Genomic DNA, 19,490 nt, shown 5'->3' with positions numbered 1-19,490 from the left:
TTGTATTCTGTGTATCTGAAAAAGGTTATTGATATAAATTTCAGTAATTACTGAAAATATAAAATATACAATAATAGGTCGCTTTGTGACATGTTTGAATAAAAAAAACTCTTGTAAAACGGTAATAAAGAGTGAAATATGCCTTAATTTTATCTAATAATTCCATAGTAAAATGAAAAAACAAATTATCCTCTTAGCTCTTCTTTCCTCGTTTTTTCTGTTGGACTCCTGTGCAAACCGTGCCGGATCTATAAAAAATAACGAAAGGAAAACTGAGATAAGTGATGGCTACAGTAGTCAGGATAGTCGAAATTATACCGGTTCAGCTTCAGTTGTAGAAGATTTAAATCAGGCTATTCCTTTGGAGACTTATCTGAGAGGGGTATCCGGAGTCCTTATCAATGGGCAAGGAAGAAATGCTCAGGTTAGAATCCGTGGTTTGGTTAATTCATTCGTTGGTGATTCTGAGCCACTTTTTGTGATCAACGGAAATGCAATTAATGGCGGTTTTAGTACGGTCTATGAGATGGTTCCAACGAACGACATTAAATCTGTTTCAGTCCTTAAAGATGCCGGTAGTACGGGTATTTATGGTTCGCGTGCGGCAAATGGTGTGATCGTTATACAATTGAAAAAAAGAAACGATCTATAGGCATTTATTCAACCCTTCGAAAAGAAAGGCCTCAAAGCAATTTGCTTTGGGGCTTTTACATGTAAGAGGACACCAACTCCTCTGAAACGTCCCAAATCCTTTTTGATAAATCATTATTCACCAGATCGGCTTTTGTGCTTACGGGCTTTTTGTTCTTAAAATAACTGCCGGACACAAAGGCATCACGTTCGGAATCGGCAAGCATTACCGATGTGGAAGCTCCCGCTTGGGTTCCTTTCATGAATGGCTTCATGAGATTGAGTAGAAAGCCCATGCCTCCGGAAAAGTCACTCCCGAAATTGGACCGTATCACTCCGGGATGGAGGGAATAGGCCTGAAGGTTTTGAACTCTGTATTTTTCAGCCAGTTCTTTAGCATGCAAAAGGTTGAAAAGTTTGGAGTTGGCATAGCCAAGCATTGGAGCGTAACCATTCTGAAGTTGTAAATTATCAAAGTCAACTTTGGCTTGTTTGTACAAATCAGAACTGACATTAATAACCCGGCCATCTGATTTCAGAATCAGAGGAAGTAATTTTTCTGTCAGAAGAAAAGGAGCTAAATGGTTTACCCCAAAATGTTTTTCAAACCCTTGAGCCGTCTCCTCTCTTGCCTGAAAGATAGCACCGGCGTTATTGATCAGATTTTCGAGATGATCTGTTTGTTTCAGCACTTCATTGGCTGCCTGGCTTACGGAATCAAGGTTTTCAAAATCACAAGTGATGAATTCAGCTTCTCCCGGTAAACTTGCAATTAAGGCTTTGGCTTTATCAGGGTTGCGGGCAAGAATGATAAGCTTATGTCCTTTTTCAGATAAGGCTTCTGCAGTGGCTTTTCCGATACCTGAAGTAGCTCCGGTGATCAACGTTACATTCTGGGTTTTCATGGCTTCTTTACATTAGGGTTAAAACGAACGGGGATGGCAGAAAAAAACTCCGACCCAAGGGCCGGAGTTAAATTTAAAACAATTTTCTGAATTTGATAGTCTCGGGTATTTCTCTGAGTTCTTCGAGAAACTCGGGGGTATATGAGATGGCTACATCGACAATGACATAACCAACTGTCTCGTTTGTTTTGAGATACTGGCCCCGAACGTTGATATTATGTTTGGCAAAAATGGTATTGATCTTTGCCATAATGCCCGGTACATTTTTGTGAATGTGAAGTAACCTATGGCTATCTGTAAGTAAGGGAAGCTGCACTTCAGGAAGGTTAACACTACCCGTTGTGCTTCCGTTATTAATATACTCCAAAAGTCTCTCAGGTACATAATGGCCAATCATCTCCTGTGCTTCTTCAGTACTACCACCCACATGTGGAGAAAGAATGACGTTTTCCAGACCCATCAATTCACTTTCAAACGGATCGTCATTGGTTCTCGGCTCTTTCGGGAACACATCAACACCGGCACCGGCAAGTTTGCCTGATTTTAAGGCATCAACCAAAGCAGGAATCTCAACCACAAAGCCACGGGCCAGATTAAGGAAGATGACTCCGTCTTTCATCTGATCAAATTCCTTTTTACCAATGAGTTTTTTGTTTTCCGGTCTACCGTCAATATGGAGAGAAACCACGTCAACGGTATTGAAAACCTCCTCCATGCTTTTGCATTTAATGGCGTTTCCAATAGGCATGCGGTCCACGGCATCATAGAAATAAACTTCCATACCCAAAGCTTCTGCCACAACTGAGAGCTGCATACCAATGTGCCCGTAACCGATCAGGCCGAGTTTTTTACCTCTGATTTCGTATGCGTTTTTAGCTGACTTGTTCCAGATTCCCTTGTGCATTCTTTCGCTGTTTGAAGGAATCTTCCTGATGAGCATGATGATCTCTCCAATGGCCAATTCCACGACAGAACGGGTATTACTGTATGGAGCATTGAAAACGGCAATTCCACGTTCGGTACAGCCTTCAAGATCAATCTGGTTTGTGCCAATACAGAAAGCCCCTACAGCAATCAGCTTGTCCGCATTTTCAAGAACTTTTGGAGTTATATTCGTTTTTGATCGGATACCAATGATCGAAACACCCTTGATCATCTCACACAAATCTGCTTCGCCAATGGCTCCTTTGTGGAATTCCACATCAAACCCTTCATCTTCAAAAGCCTTAACAGCCGCCTGATGAACATTTTCAAGAAGAAGAACCTTAATTCTTGATTTTGGATAAGACTGGCTTCTTGGCAGGTGATTCAGCCAAAGGAATTCATCCAGACTTTTTACTACATGATCGGCTTTTTCCATGACACCAGGTCTGGCTACGTTTTCAGTAAACGCATAGAAGAAGTGGCCAAGTCCACTGGCTTTGATCTCATAATCAGTAAAACCGTCTCCTATGACATGAATTTCGGCATCAAGATTCAGTGACTCTACCAGTTTTATTTTACCACCATTGCCAGCCAAAGGATTTGATTGATCGGCTCCGGTGATGTTACCGTCGTTATCAAACTCAAAGGTGTTAGCGTATATGTTTTCTTCTTTAACACCCAGTTCTTTGGCTACGGGAACAATGAAGTCCTTGAAACCGCTGGAAAGTATAATGACATCATCGGCATAATGTTCAAAGAAAACCTCATTACGGGCAAAGGATTTTGAAATTTTACCTTTGAGGAAAGAGATTAGTTCTTCTATGTGCGTTTTGTTGGCACTTAACAAAGCAAGTCTTTTGCTTAAAGCTTCAGAGAAGCTGATTTCGCCACTCATTCCCTGATCTGTCAGGTCTTTGATTGCTTTGACTGTTTCTGTCTGATTTGGGGCCCCTTTGAGGGCAATTCTTGCAAGTTCATCTAAGCCTTCTACCTGAGTAAAAGTACTATCAAAATCGATGATGAATTTTCTTTTCTGTGCTGTTTCGGTCACTTTGAGAAAGTTTTTTTCAGATGTCTTAAACTGTGATTTTGTTTTGAATGCAGGCATTCGTGTCAAAGTTACTCACATTTCCACTCTTGGAGGGTAACAGTTGTTTCAAAAGAACAAAATATTGATTTAGTGAAGAATTTTCTAATTAAAATTCAATATCAATCCGGTACAGGGTCAAAACCGCTTCCACCCCATGGATGACATTTTCGCATACGATTGATCGTCAGATAAAAGCCTTTGAAAAAGCCATGTTTCTGGAATGCCTGAACCGAATAATCAGAACAGGTCGGTGTAAACCGACAAGATGGCGGAAACCACGGAGATAGTGCTGCCTGATAAAGTCGAACCAAAAAAATTGCAATATGACGCATAGAAACAAAAAAGCCCTGATTGACAAACCAAGGCTTCTCTGGAAAAGTTTTCTGCTTATGAGAACATTCCTTCCTTACCGAATTTTACAGCAAGTAAGGCATACACTACTGCTCTGTATTTTGTACGGTTAGAAGTTCCCATTTTCTCCATAACCTCCGCAATTGCAGAATCTAAGGCAGGACCATCAGCAAGACCCAGTTTTTTAATCAGGAAATTGTTTTTTACACGATCAAGTTCTGCTTTATCTGAGCCGGAAACCAACGAAGAGTCTGGGTTGTAAATAGAAGGCCCTAAACCTTTAGCCACACCAGTAAGAAGTGCTTCGCTAAGTCCAAGTCCAAGTTCTGAATTTTGAGCTTTGTAGTGCTCCATGCATTCTGCGAATTTACTCATTGTTTTAATTTTTTGGTTTCAGGAATAAGTACATACAAGTTTACGTTTTTCTCACCTCAAATCCATAAGGATTCTTTGATTTTCTAGGGTTTTTCCGTCGTGTAATGTATACCGTGATGGAAATTCCATCGAAGTGAGAAGCCTAATAGCCAATTCGTAGCGTTCAATAGGAGTTGGCTCTCTTTCGCAGAACCAAGTGTGCTTTCAATAGCGATATTGCTTGAAAGAATTCCTTTCTGGTCAAGCATGATTTTTCCGAAAAGGCCGACTTCAATTGGGTCGGCTACCCTGCCCATTAACTCTAGGCCGACAACACCTGCAATGCTTGGTTTCGTCGAAACAAAATCGGTTTGAATTCTTAAGGTATCCATAAAGCCTTGTCTGCCCGGCAAGGTAGGATAACGGATATTAAATTCCTGGATCGTTTCGTCAGCAGCTAATGGATTTACTTTGATGCCTGCCAAAATGTTGAGTCTGGTTCGTTTTGTGACCCGGTCAATTGTGAAAAGTCGACGCTTATATGTTGCCAGCAATCCGTGATCATTAACACTAGCTGAAAAAAAGAATGGTATAAGCCTGTTTGATCGGTCAAAAGTCCTCCATTCAAGCCTTATTGGGTTTCTCATGTAACCGAGTTCCAACTGCCATTTATCCTGACGGTTCATGCCAATAGCTGCTTCCCAATACATTTTGCCGGGGTCAAGAGATATCAGTTGCCCCTCATAATTATTGGTGAACCTGCTACTTTGTAATTTCATGCCACCCGAGAGGTTCAGATACCAAAAAATATCTTCAGTTTGAAGGTTTGGAAGTGTGATTCGGCCGTCCACCATTTTTCGCTCTTTCGGAAGCTTGTAATAATCCTTTTCCTGTGCCATAAGCAGGCCCGGAAAGAAAAAAAATAGTATAAGGAACAGTTGACGCATCAATTTTACTTACGCTGTAAAACTCCGAATCGTGCTTTGATAGTTTCAAAAATAGCGAAAGATTTCACCTTGAAATATTTCTAAAAACGGATTTTTTGTAGTTTTGCGAAGGTTTAAAATTAATCATCCAAAACTCGTTTAAAATGTCTGAAGCTGTAAAAACAGGTTTGCCGGGCTGGGCTCTTATTCTTATCTACTTCATCATTCTGGCAATACTGGCAATTTTTGGCGATCTATTTATTTTTATCCTTGGGGCTATTCTTGAAACTGTGGTTTTTGCCGCAGGTTATAACGCAGCCAAAGGCGACCACTAATTGGTGAACGTGAAGTTTTCCTGACTTTGCAACTTTTGCTTCAGACTATCCGTACTCTAGTTAATTAGAATGGACGGTCAGAAAACCCTTCCCGATTTTCTCACAACTGTTGAGGAATGTTTAGCGGGTGATCGGGCAGCTCAAAAGAAGCTGTACGAAGATCACTTTGGGTTTGCTATGTCTGTCTGTTTCCGCTATTGTAAGACCAAAGACGAGGCTCTGGAGGTGGTAAATGATGGTTTTTTGAAAGTTTTTCAAAACCTGTCAAAATTTAAACCGACTCACTCCTTTAAGAATTGGTTTAAGAGAATATTGATTAATGCCTCCATTGATTTCTACAGGAGCCAGCAAAAACATTATTATCAGCAAGATATTGACACAGCCTATTCTTTGGCTTCTGCCGAGCAGAATGCTGAAGGTAATCTGGGTCATGCTGAGCTTATGATGTTAGTTCATCAGCTTCCCCAAACTTACAAGACAAACTTCTCCCTTTTTGCAATTGATGGCTATTCGCATGAGGAGATATCCAAGATGCTTGACATTAGTGTGGGAACCTCGAAATCAAATGTGTCAAGGGCCAGAAAAGTATTAAGACAGGAAATTGAGATGATACAGAAGAGAATGAATACGCTATAAGTGAAATGAAAAAAGATAATCACATGTCAGACAAGGAGCTTGATGCTCTCTTTAAGGCCTCTGCTGATCAGGACTTGCCTGATTTTCAGCCTAGTGCCTGGGAGGAGATGGAGAAGCTTCTGGATGAGCATGAAGGCGGAAAAGGCGGAGGAGTCTGGCGTTGGAGTGCTCTGTTTGCGGTGCTTTTACTTCTTTCGGTAACTGCCGGCTATGTTTATTATCAAAACAATAATGAGATCAAAACCAGAGCAGAAATCTCGGAAAACGAAAGTGGACTCATATCAGATGAAGAATCTGGAAAAACGAACGATCTGGTATTAAATAGTAGTATAAGGGAAGAAGAAGAAGAATTGTCAGATTTAAAGACGATTGAAAAAGAAAGTTCTTTAACAAATGAGCTGAATTCTCATGGGGTTTCAAGTAATAATAGTATTGATAAAGGTGGGAGTGAAGCTGACGAAGTCAAATCTATCGTTACGACTTCCGGCTCAAAAAATAAAGCTACTTCCTCTGAGAGCATTAAGAATGCAAGGTCCAGAGAAAATCAAGTTGAAAGAAATTCTTCAACTAATGACCTTTCTCAAAGGAAAACTCCAAAACAGCAGGATAGTGACAAGGTCTTATTTATTGAAAGTGATTTGAGTGGGAAACCAATTGCTCAGGATAAGGATGAAAGTTTTGGAACAAAACAACTTGAAAAATCCCGGGTATCTGGTTATAGTCTGTTAGACAGGTTGCAGTTTTCACCGTTGGATATAAATTTCTCTTTCCCTCAAATACACAAAGTCAGGGAAATAATAAATGAGAAGAAAGCTGGTCTCAAAGAACCAAAGTTAGGTCTGAGGCTTGCCTTTTCGCCTGATTTCTCAACAGTTCACGACAGTCCCTTTATAAAAGTGGGACACAATTATGCAGCTCTCCTTGAATATAGGTTCAATAACCGTTGGTCAGTACAGTCAGGAGTTGTTAAATCGTTGAAGTTCTATCAGGCAGAGGCTTATGACTATGCATGGCCGGCGAATTGGGGTTATAAAACACCAGAGGGATTATTAACTGTAGACGCTCGCTGCAATATGCTGGATATTCCTCTCAATCTGAGATATAACTTTACAACGGGAAGAAACCGTTGGTTTATAACGGGCGGTCTGACCAATTACCTGATGCTGAAAGAGACTTACAACTATAATTACGAGGAAACCGCCCCTGACCAAAGGTTTACCAAATGGGAGGGTAAGACGGGATTTTATGATGCCGGCGATATTAATACTTCAATTGGTTTTGAAAGACAGTTAGTAAATGGTTTAAGCTTTCAGGTAGAACCTTTTCTGAAAGTACCCATTCAAAACATCGGCTTTGGTAAGGTTAAGCTTTTAACCACAGGAGTTTTTATCTCAGCTAAAATTCCTTTGTTAAAATAGTTGCCATTGCAACCGCGGGCTATTCTTGTGCGTACTGTTTGAAATTGACTTATTTAACCCTTGTTAAATCTTAATCCTTTCATGAAGAGAATTTATCTTTTGGTAGGCCTGATGTTCACGCTATACCTGCCTGCCGCTGCACAGGATCTTTCTGCAGACGACCTTTTGGGTGAAATTGATGAAGAGATGGAGGAGGCCCCGCTGTTGCCTGAACGCATGTTATTCACCCAACGTATGCTTTGGGGAGAGCGAGGCCTTTATCGCGGTATAGGTTTCGCCCCTAAAGAACTTACTGCAGAAAGCAGAGAAAAAGAGCTGAAGGCAAGAAGAACGATGTTTAAAATCCATCAGGCCACAGGTTTTCTTGCGGCTGGTGGCATGGTAGCTCAGGCAATCATTGGGCCTAAGTTATATAACGGTAACTTTCAGATTCGCGATTTGCACGAAAAAGTGGCCTTGGGTACCAATATAGCCTATGGTACAACTGCAGTGATGGCTTTGACCTCACCGCCTCCAATGGTAAACAGAAAGAAGTTTGACAATATTAAACTTCACAAAATACTAGCCGTGGTCCATTTGTCGGGAATGGTGGCTACCAATGTTTTGGCTCATCAGGCCAGCGAGGGGAATGTTAACAAAAACTGGCATAGAGCTGCAGCCATTACCACATTTGGTGCTTATGCAGCGGCTATTGCCAGTATTAAATTTGAATTTTAAATATACAGATATGAAAAAAATATTTTTTGCCGTTAGCCTTCTTGGCTTGGGATTAGTGGCCTTTAAAAGTCCGGATAAAAAGAAAATTGTAGCCAATATGGCTTCTTCGTCCTTGATGTATTTTATGGATCATCCGCTCCATAGTTTTGATGCGTCTTCAAAAGATTTCAGAGCAATAGGTGTTCTTGATACGGAAACCCAAAAACTATCTGTGATCGCAGTAAAAGTCGCTGTGAATAGTTTTGATAGTGGTAATTCTAATCGCGATTCTCATGTCATTGAGAATACAGAAGCTTTGACTTATCCCAACGTTACTTTCACATCTGAAGATGTTTCTTACGCCGGTGAGCAAGTTACAGCAAAAGGGAAACTTGTTTTTCACGGTCAAACCAAGCCTTTTACTATTACAGGAACCCAAAAGGTGGCGGGTAAGGTTATGACACTAAGTGGAAGTTTTAAAGTTGATATGACTGATTTTGGAATCGAGCCTCCAAGTCTTATGGGGCTTTCAACGGATAAAACAATCAAACTGGATTATATGTTAACTTTTGAAATTTAGTCTTAGTAATTATCCCAAAGTAATAGAAACAAAAAAGCCCGGCAAATGCCGGGCTTTTTCATTGAAGACAGGATTACCAAATTAGTATTCCCACATATTATGTTCTTTCTCTATAAGATCGTACTCAATTTGCTGAGACTTATTCAAAGCTTCCTGAGCTGAGCCATATTGCTCATCCAGGTATTTGTCGAGAGAGTTAGATTTTTTAACAACTCTGCCGTGGAACAATCTCAGTTCAAACGCATCGGCAAGATTAATATGCTTAGCGGTGTTTTCTTCATTAAACCAAACAGCGTTTGGGTTGTTTCTAAAAAATTGCTCCAAATCTTTATACTTAAATGAAGCGAGCGTTTTCTCCAAACCATCATTTGATGCCTCAGCAGGAATCTTGATGGTTATTGTTTGAATATCAAAGTATTGACGTGAACGCTGTCTGTCAAAAATCCAATCCTCTTTGATTTCAAGAATGTAGAACTCATTAGGAAACATTTCGTAACCATCCTGTGGAGCTGTGGTTGTAGAAGTTGAGGAAGTTGACTTAGCTTCCGGCTCCTGAGTGTTATCTGAGGCATCGCCCCATCCATCATCAGAAGAGCCTGCATCACCCCATCCGTCATCAGAAGCGGTTTCATCACCAAAGCCTGCATCAATTTCAGCCTGAGACAACCCACCACCTTCAAATCGTTTGAACATACGTTCGTTGAATTCTTCAAGAGTTAATCTTTCTTCAAGATCTTCTTCAGAATAGGCATCAAGAATACCTGACTTCACACCCTCTATAAGATGCTTGGTTATTTCATTTTCGTATGAAAAAAGAGGCTGGTTTTGCTTTTCTCTCAAGTCTACACGTCTCCATAATCCAATTTTGTAAGCAATATTGGAATCATGAACCGGACGTAAGGAAAGCGGATTTAAACCATTGTCTGATTTTTCCTGAGCTGTCGCCACCTGTGAGCCACCTACAAACAGGCCTGCTATCAGAGCGATTGAAGTTATTTTATTCATTGTCTTCATAATTTTCACTTTTATCTCAAAGGAATCTCTTTAACTACCGAGCCTACATTGACTTCTTCAGTCTGTCCTTTGAAGTTTCTTCGTAACACTTTATTCACAGTAATTACATAACGATCACCAGCTTGAGCATCGCGTGCAAGACCCGAAATATTTTGATTTCCACTTACATTTTCCAAGCGACCTTTAGGACGTGTACCGCTCGCTAAGAAGATAGAGTAATCAGTTACCCGGTAATTTGCATCGTCTGGATTGTTGTTTTTGAAATCTTCATCTGAGATCGCCACTACATTGATCGTTCTAACTGAAGCAGCCGCAAGACCTCTCTTACTTACATTGTCATCAACTGGTGAGTTATTGGCAAGGACTTCAATGGTCGGTTTCGGTACTCTACGAACCCTGAAAGGGAATGTTTGCAGAGTTACGCCGTCGTTAGCAACGTCCAGAGTTACTTTGGCTGAGTTTGGTACAATAGTTACCGCTCCGCCGCCGCCAGGAATAAATTCTGCTCCAGAACCACCAAAGGTTGGGTTATAAAGAGACCCAAGTCCCGATGAGCTGGTTACAATTTTGTTAGCACAGCTCAAATACAATGGAGGGAATGATGCCGACTGGATTTCAACCGAAGGCTTCAATACAGTATAAGTTTCTTCCTGAGTTACCTGCTCGGTAGTGCCGTCAGGTTTTGGGTAAGAAATACTGGCAGTGTAACTTCTCTTCAACTGACCGTTTTGATCATATTGGCCACCCTGAGCTCTTACTTCATAAGTACCTTTGCCGTCTACGACAGCTAGTGGAGACCCGTTAATGCTGATTTTTGGAGTAATAGCACTGGAATAAGCTCCAATAGCCACATCAGCCTTATAGGTTTGACCAGCTACAACTGTTCTAGAGTCAGGAATTACAACCGCAAAAATCTTGTCAAACTTGATTTCTTTGGCACCCACTAAAGAAGCCAGATAACTCAAAACTTCAGTTTCTTGTCTTTTAATTTCTGATTGTTTTTGACTCAAAGCTGCCAAAGCCGCAGGTACAGGAGTACTGGCAAACATAGCCTCTGCGAAATCTTTATTGATTTCACCGGGATCTTTTACGTTGGCATAAGCCGGATCGTCTTTAGCATCAGGAGCAAGATCAGTTAAGGAAACTTTTCCCTCGGACATCGTTTTTAATGACTCCGTATATGCTCTTAGCTTGTTTTGCAATTCATAACCAATACCACTTTTCTGGTTGGCAGGTCCTATGAAAATGTTTGCAATTTTTTCTTCCTCAGCCAAATTTTTGATTTCACCGGTCTCTTCATCATAACCCTGACCAGCCTCTTCAATAATTCTATTTCTCAGCTCATTGATATAGGCGTTTATTTCTGAAGTTTCAGATTTTACTTTATCAGCTACTTCTAATAAAGTTACATACTCAGGCTTATTTCCAGCATTTTCTACAGCTTCTTCCATTGATCTGATCAGCCTTTCGTTTGATTCAGAGGCGGAGGAATTTGCCGCTATTAAACTTTTATCTATCGTCAAGAATTTTTGAAGGATGGAATTACTTACCTGAAGTGCTAACATGGCTGTTAGTACCAGGTACATCATTCCGATCATCTTCTGACGAGGTGTTTCTTTTCCACCAGCCATAATATCTTTTCTTTATATGGTTTATACTTTATTTAGGAGAGTCGGAATTATCAGTTGCCTTTCATGGCAGAAAGCATGCTTCCGTAAACTGAGTTCAACGAGGTTAGATTGTTCGTCAGTTTATTTAACTCCTCTTTAAAGTGCTGCGTATCTTTTGAAGCCTCAGACATATCGTTCATGGCCGACGACAAATTGCTGTAGAAAGAATTCATGGCTTTCAGGTGTTTGTTAGTATCCTGAAGTTCAAGCTCGTAAACAGCATTAAGAGCTCCCATGTTTTGAGTGATTTTCTGGAACTGATCTCTATATTCCTGAGCATCTTTAGTAGCATCAGCCATGCTATTCATAGCAGATACGGCTACACCATAAGCACTGTTCATTTCACCTACTTTTTGAGAAGCAGCCTGAACATTTGAAGCATATTCTTTGGTAGCGACTGTAGCATCAGAAATTTCACCAAGGTTAGAAACTGTATCAGTCAGTTTATTAAAGCCATCTTTCAGTTTGTCAAAAACTGAAGAATCAACTCCTGCAGAACCCAGCATATCATCCATTTTAGATGTCAAGCCCACATTAGATGTACTTTTAGTAGCGATAGGGCCGCTGTAATCTTCAGAAAGTTCAGGATATACTTTGTCCCATTGATACTCCACCGTTGGTCTTACAAAAGACTGTACGGCGTAAATAGCGAAAATGAGAGCTTCCACACAGAGTGCAACTGGTAGGAGAGTTCCTGCCCAGTCGTAGTGCATGATTTTACCCATAGCCCCGATAATTACGAAGGCTGCACCGATACTGTATACAGAAGGAATGAATTTATCCCAAAAAAAGCTAGGTCCGTGATTTGATGCCATTAGAGTTCTAGTTTAAAAAATGATTTGTGATTTAAATTAGTGTTGTAAAAAACGGAGAACTCTCATTCTCCGTGTGTTATGTCTTGTTATTCGAATTATTCTCTTCCAGGAACAGAACCAAGTCTGTCAAGTACATTTCTGAAACCGATATAAGAACGGGTGGCTGTACGGTACTCGAAAGCTACCGTTCCGGTTTCAAGGTAGTAGGCCACATCTTTCCATGATCCGCCTTTGATTACTTTTCTAGGCTCATCATCATCTTTATAAGATGGGTTTAAGTCCCATGTCAAAGGAATATAAGATTCTGAATAAGCGTCAATAGTCCATTCAGCAACGTTTCCTGCCATATTATATAGACCGTAATCATTAGGATTGAATGCGTTTGCAGGGCTGGTGTAAGGATAACCGTCTGCACGGTAGTTTCCTCTATAAGGTTTAAAGTTAGCCAGGAAACATCCTTTACCATTGGCTACATATGGGTTACCCCATGGATATTTGGCACCTTCTTTTCCACCTCGGGCAGCCCATTCCCATTCAGCTTCAGATGGTAGTCTGAATGATGGAGACTTAAACTGACCGTTTTCCTCTCTATATGTATTATATTGTTCTGTTCGCCATTGCGAATAGTAGTTTGCGGCATCCCAGCTAACCCCTACAACAGGGTACATATCAAATGCCGGGCTGGCAAAGTAGTATTCTGTCATCTGATCGCCGTTATGGTAAGAGAAGTCTCTACTCCATACTGTGCTATCAGGATATAATTTTGTCATAATGAACTCCTCACCGAGAACAGAGACAGAGTCGGCAAGCATGTAGTTTACAAACGTTCTATACTCATGGTTAGTGATTTCGGTGTCATCCATGTAGAACGGATTGATGGTCACTCTTTTGTTCATGGCTACTCTTGACGAAAGAATATCCTGATCAGCCTGGCCCATTAAAAATGAACCTGAAGGAATAAGGACCATTCCGGTAGGTGCGGTTTGTTTCCATCCTTTTCGGGCTGTGGCTACTACTTCACCATTTACCAGTCCGTCAAGTGGATCTCCGGCTCCCCCACCTTTTTTGCCTAACCCCACTTTCTCCATGGTCTTATTCAGGAAACCACAACTCTGCAGCATAACTAGTGGAGCTGCTACCAGCAAAGCTTTTGCAAGAGTCTTCATTTGTCGCTTGTTCATAAAACAAGTAGATTAATTTTATTTAACAATTGTCTCTATTCTTTGAGAACAGACTAAAAACGTAGGCTGTTTCTCGATTATTGTGAATACGAATAAAGTTCTGAGAATCTTCAATTTTAGGAAGAGCACCTTCAGAAATTCTTTAACTCACAGGTTATTTTGCACAAATCATGCCAATAAGAGCCTATCAGACCTCACCTTTATCAAATGAGCATTTTAAACCCTGAAAATCAAATACTACTACTTAATCAGTATCGGTATCTCGGGGTTCGTATGATTGATTTCTTTCCGGATCGGGGGGGATTTAAATAATAGGTAAGCAGAATTTCATGTGAAGTTGGGGCTTTGGCTGATGAACCAAAAACCACGTAGTCCATGGCATATCCTGCTCGAAGTTTATTATTCAGGAAATTACCACCTATTAGGAAAGAAGCCGCGTCTTGCCACCTGTAATTAACTCCTGCCCAAAGCGAAGAGTTATAGGTGACTAATGCACCCATTTCAGGTGCAATTGTTTTAAAATCACTTTTTATTACAAACATCGGACTCACATCCAATGTATAAGTTACACCGATAAGTAAACTGCCATTGAGATACATTGTTCTCGGCAGAGGACTTTGTGCTGTTTCTGTTGAGAAACCATAAAGAGGTTGATTAATATGTTTCATTGACAAGCCTAACTGGTAAGTAGGATTGTATAAAAACACCCCTGCACTAAAATCCGGTTGAGTTTGAGCTACTCTTGAAGAAGGAATAGAAGGATCATTGTCTTCCCGAGGTCTGAACTCGCCACCATCCAGAATTCTTGAGTACAAACCTGCTCCCACGCCCAACCCTAAAATATTAGTGCCAATACGCTTATGAAAAGCATAAGATGCTGAAATTTCCCTGTTTGTGCTGCCGCCGCCTAGCTGGTCGTTGGATGCATACAGTCCAAGTCCACCTTTGAGAGCATTAAAAGGCAATGAGGCCGAAACCTGCTGTGTTACTGGTGCACCTCCTGCATCAAATGTTCCTGTGTACCCTGTCCATTGGGTTCTGTAAATTGCTGAAATAGCAGTTCGCCCCCCCATGCCCGTGGCACCTGGGTTTAGGTACATACTATTAAAAACATACTGAGTAAACTGTGGATCATTCTGAGCATATACAGAAACACTTACCATTACCAATAGTAAGTGAACTGTTTGCTTTAAATAATGTGTCAGTCTTCCCAAAAGTTTGCCTTTGTATTTAACAACGATCTAATCTTCTGTCAATTATTTCGGAAGTAACGAAAATTACCTCTCAAAAGACCATTGAGTCAGAAAAGTAACACAAATTACTTATAAATTGTTTGCCTCTTTGATATAAACTTCGAGTGCACCGGTCATTGAAGGGGCATTTGGCAGTGGAGCCTGAATATCAAGAATCCAACCTTTGTCAAGAATAGCCTGAGCAGTAGTAGGTCCAAAAGCCGCCAGACGCGTATTTTTTTGCTGCCAGTCCGGGAAGTTCTGATCAAGTGCTTCAACACCAGATGGACTAAAGAAACAGATAACATCATAAAAAACGTCTGTCAGATCAGAAAGGTCAGCCGGTCCGGTTTCGTAAATAATGGCTTCAGTCAAAGGCACATTATTTTTTTCAAACATATTAGGAATGCTGTCAATCCGGATATTAGAACACGGGTAAAGGAATTTCTCTTTTTTGTGTTTCACAATTAACGGCTCCAGGTCAGCAGCTGTGCGTGTTCCTGTGAATATTTTTCGCTTACGGATGGTGATGTACTTCTGAAGGTAGTTTGCGGTTTGTTCAGAAATACAGAAGTATTTCATCTCGGGTGGCATTTCGATCCGCAATCCCTCACAAAGTCTGAAGAAGTGGTCTACGGCATTTCTGCTGGTGAAAACGATGGCCGTGTGTTCCAGAATATCAATTTTCTGCTTTCTGAACTCTTTGTGGGTTAGCCCATCAACTGCAATGAAATTTCTGAAATCTACTTTCACTCCGTAACGGTCTTTCAGCCTGTCGTAAGGAGTACTTTTTTTGCCGTCTTTGAGCGGGTTTGATAGGGTTACTAATATACTTTCTACTTTTTTCTGTCTGGACTTCAAAATGTCCTGATCTGTCTTTTCACTCATCCTTGAGTAGTGTATTTAGAATTGTACAGTAAATTGTTTTGTCAAAAAGCGAGCCTGAGACCAAGAACGATCGGCAGGATTTCGACGACGCAAAGATAAGCAATTAAATAAAGACTTTGTATGCCGCTACTTTTTAATATGCTAAAATACGATAGTACACTCCGGAGCATATAACAGCCTAAAAGAATGTAATATATGAGCGTTGAATCAAAAGTTTCACCGGGTGGAATTTGTACATACCAGATATATAAAACCATGACCAAAACCAGGAAGGTTATCAGCATAAACTGTATGTTTTTGAAGTAGTGAATATTGAGTGATTTTTTGATTCCAAACAATTGGGACATCACCATCAAAAAGATGTATTTCAGGATGTACAAAACATAGGACCCGAGGGAAACAAGCACAAAAGCGAACAGGAATTTCCCGCTGCCCGAGTCCGTATTTAATCCAAAGGGATTATTAAACAGGTAAAGCCCCTTACCGGCTAAAATCACAAAGAGCAAACCGGTAGTAATACTCAAAAGCACCACAAAAGCTTGATTAATACGATTCAAAGGCTTACTTATCAGAAATTTAGTGTCCCTTATTTTTGTAACGAAGAGATCGTTGACAGAAAAGTACTCACCAAAGGCCTTGGGGTTAGTACCACTAAGCACGGTGGCATATAAAAACAACAGAGTTATAATAATGACGAAGCTGTTGCCAAACGGTAAGGAGATCCGATGTTTCATTGAGATGAGATTATCTCGTGCAATCCCTTCTGAAACTATTCCTTCATTGGCTTTAGAACCAATAAAAAGATGTTTTTTCTGAATATTCCCGGATCCAAGAAAAGAAACCTGAATTTCCTCTCCTGTAAAATTTTTGAGAGCAATTACCTGCCACTCATTAGCTTTCAAGGTTGAATACATTTGGCCGTTGACGAACAAATAGCCTTTTGTGCCCTCTGATTTGACCAATAGGTCAAAGGGTTTGTATTGCTGTAAATCAATAAAAACGGTATGAGCTTCTGTGCGAGATTGTAACTTATCAATAAAAGGCTCATAACGGTCTGCATTCTCATTATAAATTAACCAGTCTTTATCAAAGCTTTTTATAATATGGTAAGCGTCATCAGGCCCTCCATTGATTGCAAAGGAGGTTGAAGGGCTTATTACTAAACCTATTGAAAATAGAAGACTTAAAAGGTACTTATACATTCCTGTTCAAATAGCTTTTATAATCTGGCATGATGACCTCAAAAGGCTCATTCATGAGTGGAGAGGTAAGAATGAAGTCGGCCGAAGTTCTGTCACAGGCGATAGGGATGTTCCACACCACTCCAAGTCTGAGTAAAGCCTTAATGTCAGGGTCATGTGGCTGAGCAGACATGGGGTCCCAGAAGAAAATAAGGACGTCAATTTTGCCCTCAGAAATCAGAGCACCAATTTGCTGATCGCCACCTAAGGGGCCGCTCATTAGTTTGGTAATGTGCATGTCAAGGGTATCCTCTAACAGGCGGCCCGTGGTACCTGTGGCAAAAAGCTGATGCTTTTGAAGGGTCGCTTTATTAAACTCTGCCCATTCAATAAGCTCCTTCTTTTTATTGTCGTGTGCCACCAGGGCAATTCTCTTACGAGCCAGTAAGGTTCTGTTTTCCATGCAGAAATTTTTGGCAAAATTAAGGAATTTGAAATTGCTTTCAGTTTTACAAACCATTTAGTTTTCTGTCGTGTTATGCTTTGAAAATTAGAACGACTTATGCCCGAAACTTCCGATTTGTTAAAAATCAAAACTTTAGGTGAACTCAAAAAAAGCAAGTATGTCTCCAAAACTATTAAGGAGGAGTTGCGTGACAATCTGATTGAGAAACTGAAGAAAAAAGAATCGGTTTTTGAAGGTATCTGGGGTTATGAGGATACTGTAATTCCTGATGTTGAAAGAGCGATTCTCTCCATGCATCACATCAACCTTTTGGGTCTAAGGGGACAAGCTAAAACAAGAATTGCCCGGCTGATGGTCAATCTGCTGGACGAGTACATTCCCGTTGTGGAAGGCTCTGATCTTAACGATGATCCTCTGAATCCGTTATCGAGATATGCAAAAGACTTAATAGCCGAAAAGGGTGATAAGACTCCGGTGAGTTGGCTTCATAGAGAGGAGCGATATAATGAGAAACTAGCGACACCAGATGTTTCGGTGGCTGATTTGATTGGTGATGTAGACCCCATCAAAGCGGCGACGTTAAAATTGCCATATTCAGACGAGCGGGTGATTCATTTTGGTCTGATTCCGCGTTCGCATCGTTGTATTTTTGTAATCAACGAATTGCCCGATTTGCAGGCCAGAATTCAGGTTTCTCTATTTAATATTCTGCAGGAAGGCGATATTCAAATCAGAGGCTTTAAATTAAGGTTACCACTTGATATACAATTTGTTTTCACGGCAAATCCAGAAGACTATACTAACAGAGGAAGTATTGTTACACCGCTGAAAGACCGTATTGACTCTCAAATTGTAACTCACTATCCTAAATCGATTGAGATTGGTCGTAAGATTACGCTTCAGGAGGCCAAAGTGAAGAAGGGTCAGGAGGCTGTTCAGGTAGGGGAGTTATTGAAAGATTTGGTTGAGCAAATTGCCGTGGTGGCCCGTGAAAGCGAGTACGTAGATGCCAAATCGGGTGTTTCGGCACGTATGACGATTTCGGCCTATGAAAATTTGCTCAGCACTGCTGAAAGGCGTTCTATCCTGAATGGTGAAAAGAAAGCCAATGCTCGAATAGCTGATATCTATGGAGCCATACCAGCCATCAATGGGAAGATAGAGTTGGTATATGAAGGTGAGGTTGAAGGACCTGTTTATGTGGCTCAAAGCCTTATTGGAAAGGCTATCAGAGCCGAGTTTCTGAAGTATTTTCCTGATCCGGAGAAAGAGAAAAAGAAGAAGGAAGGAAAGAATCCTTACGTTCAAATAACGTCCTGGTTCGCAGCAGGAAATCAAATGGATCTGTTGAACGATCTTACATCGAAGGAATATGCGGCTCGTTTAAATACTATTGACGGGCTTTCTGAGTTGGTTGAGAAATTACATCCGGAATTAAAAGGCGATGAAAAGCTATTCATGATGGAATTTGCCCTTCATGGCCTTGCTGAGTTTTCATTGATAAGCAAGCAGGCTCTTGATCATGGCTTACATTTTAAGGATTTACTTGATAACCTCTTTGATCCCAAGAAATATCTTTCCGGTGAAGAAGACGATGAGAATTACTATTAATCATTCAATAATTTAAGGACGTCATAGCGACCTTGAAAGTCGGCATGAGTAGCGGCATTTTTGCCGCTAATGTCTTTTAAAGACTTATCCGCACCGGCATCCAGCAGTAACTTCACAAGGTCTGTATGACCAAAACCTGCGGCGTAAATCAGGGCTGTAGCTCCATCATTATTTTGCATGTTGACAGCTGCATTATTTTGAATCAAAAGTTCAGCAATTTCAAGATTGCCTTTGAAAGAAACTCCCATTAGGGCTGTGTTCCCCGCTTTATCTTTCTGGTCAATTTCCGCACCATAATTGATCAATAATTCCGCTACCTGTTTCTGATTGGAGTAGGTGGCCATCACCAGAGGTGGAAAACCTCTTTCATCTGTTCGATGTACGAGGGAGGGGTCATTAGAAATCAAATTTGCAATCTCTTGTACTTTACCTTGTTTGATTAATTCGAAAAAACTCATGATGAAGGGTTTTGTTGCGACGGTCACATTGTCAAAATCATGGGACAAAGCTAGACGGAATATTCTGATAATTCAAAATGATATATTCTTCATATTGATAGATGGTATCTATATTTGTTGTGTCTTTTA

21 protein-coding genes are annotated in these 19,490 nt (G+C 40.6%); 7 read left to right on the top strand and 14 right to left on the bottom strand.

Translation table 11 applies throughout. The annotated features are described in order from the left end of the window. Positions 1-172: 172 nt before the first annotated feature. The gene (locus tag AFM12_RS13620; RefSeq protein WP_055149151.1) at positions 173-652 is read left to right on the top strand and encodes a TonB-dependent receptor plug domain-containing protein; all 480 of its coding nucleotides are present in this window, start codon (positions 173-175) and stop codon (positions 650-652) included. A 55-nt stretch (positions 653-707) separates the two neighbouring features. Here AFM12_RS13620 and AFM12_RS13615 read toward each other — a convergent pair whose 3' ends face one another. From AFM12_RS13615 to AFM12_RS13595, 5 genes are all read right to left on the bottom strand, one after another. Next, positions 708-1,535 (bottom strand): SDR family NAD(P)-dependent oxidoreductase, encoded by an 828-nt coding sequence (locus AFM12_RS13615; protein ID WP_055149149.1) that lies wholly within the window; start codon positions 1,533-1,535, stop codon positions 708-710. A 73-nt stretch (positions 1,536-1,608) separates the two neighbouring features. Next, on the bottom strand, positions 1,609-3,567 hold the full coding sequence (gene serA, locus AFM12_RS13610) for a phosphoglycerate dehydrogenase (RefSeq protein ID WP_055149147.1): 1,959 nt from the start codon (positions 3,565-3,567) through the stop codon (positions 1,609-1,611). Between the two features lie 101 nt (positions 3,568-3,668). Next, entirely contained in the window at positions 3,669-3,881 is a 213-nt protein-coding gene (yidD, locus tag AFM12_RS13605; RefSeq protein WP_055149145.1) for a membrane protein insertion efficiency factor YidD, read from the bottom strand. Positions 3,882-3,936: 55 nt separating this feature from the next. After that, positions 3,937-4,275 carry a DUF2853 family protein gene (locus tag AFM12_RS13600; RefSeq protein WP_055149143.1) on the bottom strand — a complete coding sequence of 113 codons (339 nt, stop codon included), beginning with the start codon at positions 4,273-4,275 and terminating at the stop codon, positions 3,937-3,939. Between the two features lie 83 nt (positions 4,276-4,358). Then, positions 4,359-5,153 (bottom strand): hypothetical protein, encoded by a 795-nt coding sequence (locus AFM12_RS13595; protein ID WP_157687410.1) that lies wholly within the window; start codon positions 5,151-5,153, stop codon positions 4,359-4,361. 191 nt (positions 5,154-5,344) lie between these two features. Here AFM12_RS13595 and AFM12_RS19845 point away from each other — a divergent pair, with 191 nt between their 5' ends. The 5 genes from AFM12_RS19845 to AFM12_RS13575 all read left to right on the top strand — a co-directional run bounded on the left by AFM12_RS19845 (position 5,345) and on the right by AFM12_RS13575 (position 8,845). Continuing rightward, positions 5,345-5,515, top strand: coding sequence for a hypothetical protein (locus tag AFM12_RS19845; protein ID WP_165492349.1), 171 nt, complete (start codon positions 5,345-5,347; stop codon positions 5,513-5,515). Positions 5,516-5,584: 69 nt separating this feature from the next. Then, the gene (locus tag AFM12_RS13590; protein WP_055149139.1) at positions 5,585-6,151 is read left to right on the top strand and encodes an RNA polymerase sigma factor; all 567 of its coding nucleotides are present in this window, start codon (positions 5,585-5,587) and stop codon (positions 6,149-6,151) included. 5 nt (positions 6,152-6,156) lie between these two features. Beyond that, positions 6,157-7,569, top strand: a complete 1,413-nt coding sequence (locus tag AFM12_RS13585) for an outer membrane beta-barrel protein (protein ID WP_055149137.1) — start codon at positions 6,157-6,159, stop codon at positions 7,567-7,569. 81 nt (positions 7,570-7,650) lie between these two features. Further along, positions 7,651-8,286, top strand: coding sequence for a hypothetical protein (locus AFM12_RS13580; protein WP_055149135.1), 636 nt, complete (start codon positions 7,651-7,653; stop codon positions 8,284-8,286). A 10-nt stretch (positions 8,287-8,296) separates the two neighbouring features. Next, positions 8,297-8,845 (top strand): YceI family protein, encoded by a 549-nt coding sequence (locus AFM12_RS13575; RefSeq protein ID WP_157687404.1) that lies wholly within the window; start codon positions 8,297-8,299, stop codon positions 8,843-8,845. A gap of 81 nt (positions 8,846-8,926) precedes the next feature. On the opposite strand, the gene porN is transcribed toward AFM12_RS13575, so the two are convergent. The 8 genes from porN to AFM12_RS13535 form a co-directional block, all read right to left on the bottom strand. Continuing rightward, complete coding sequence (gene porN / locus AFM12_RS13570) at positions 8,927-9,850, bottom strand: type IX secretion system ring subunit PorN/GldN (RefSeq protein WP_055149131.1); 924 nt, start codon at positions 9,848-9,850, stop codon at positions 8,927-8,929. 20 nt (positions 9,851-9,870) lie between these two features. Beyond that, positions 9,871-11,490, bottom strand: coding sequence for a type IX secretion system motor protein PorM/GldM (porM, locus tag AFM12_RS13565; RefSeq protein ID WP_055149129.1), 1,620 nt, complete (start codon positions 11,488-11,490; stop codon positions 9,871-9,873). 50 nt (positions 11,491-11,540) lie between these two features. After that, positions 11,541-12,344: a type IX secretion system motor protein PorL/GldL gene (porL, locus tag AFM12_RS13560; protein ID WP_055149127.1), complete on the bottom strand. Its 804-nt coding sequence runs from the start codon at positions 12,342-12,344 to the stop codon at positions 11,541-11,543. A 95-nt stretch (positions 12,345-12,439) separates the two neighbouring features. Then, a complete protein-coding gene (gene porK, locus AFM12_RS13555) occupies positions 12,440-13,525 on the bottom strand; it encodes a T9SS ring complex lipoprotein PorK/GldK (protein WP_055149125.1) in 1,086 nt (361 codons plus the stop codon). A 248-nt stretch (positions 13,526-13,773) separates the two neighbouring features. Beyond that, the gene (locus AFM12_RS13550) at positions 13,774-14,739 is read right to left on the bottom strand and encodes a PorP/SprF family type IX secretion system membrane protein (protein ID WP_131458362.1); all 966 of its coding nucleotides are present in this window, start codon (positions 14,737-14,739) and stop codon (positions 13,774-13,776) included. A 108-nt stretch (positions 14,740-14,847) separates the two neighbouring features. Then, positions 14,848-15,645 carry a uroporphyrinogen-III synthase gene (locus AFM12_RS13545; RefSeq protein WP_055149121.1) on the bottom strand — a complete coding sequence of 266 codons (798 nt, stop codon included), beginning with the start codon at positions 15,643-15,645 and terminating at the stop codon, positions 14,848-14,850. 41 nt (positions 15,646-15,686) lie between these two features. Beyond that, positions 15,687-16,847: a DUF4271 domain-containing protein gene (locus AFM12_RS13540; RefSeq protein ID WP_055149119.1), complete on the bottom strand. Its 1,161-nt coding sequence runs from the start codon at positions 16,845-16,847 to the stop codon at positions 15,687-15,689. Next, positions 16,840-17,289, bottom strand: coding sequence for a methylglyoxal synthase (locus tag AFM12_RS13535; RefSeq protein WP_055149522.1), 450 nt, complete (start codon positions 17,287-17,289; stop codon positions 16,840-16,842). The genes AFM12_RS13540 and AFM12_RS13535 overlap by 8 nt, the downstream gene beginning before the upstream one ends. 99 nt (positions 17,290-17,388) lie before the next feature. Between AFM12_RS13535 and AFM12_RS13530 the strand changes: the two genes are divergently transcribed. After that, positions 17,389-18,903: a P-loop NTPase family protein gene (locus AFM12_RS13530; RefSeq protein ID WP_055149117.1), complete on the top strand. Its 1,515-nt coding sequence runs from the start codon at positions 17,389-17,391 to the stop codon at positions 18,901-18,903. On the opposite strand, the gene AFM12_RS13525 is transcribed toward AFM12_RS13530, so the two are convergent. Next, the gene (locus AFM12_RS13525; protein WP_055149115.1) at positions 18,900-19,361 is read right to left on the bottom strand and encodes an ankyrin repeat domain-containing protein; all 462 of its coding nucleotides are present in this window, start codon (positions 19,359-19,361) and stop codon (positions 18,900-18,902) included. The genes AFM12_RS13530 and AFM12_RS13525 overlap by 4 nt on opposite strands. Positions 19,362-19,490: the final 129 nt, after the last annotated feature.

The organism is Jiulongibacter sediminis (assembly GCF_001306455.1).
Taxonomy (GTDB): Bacteria; Bacteroidota; Bacteroidia; order Cytophagales; family Spirosomataceae; genus Jiulongibacter; species Jiulongibacter sediminis.
This window is presented reverse-complemented; position numbering and strand designations above follow the sequence as displayed.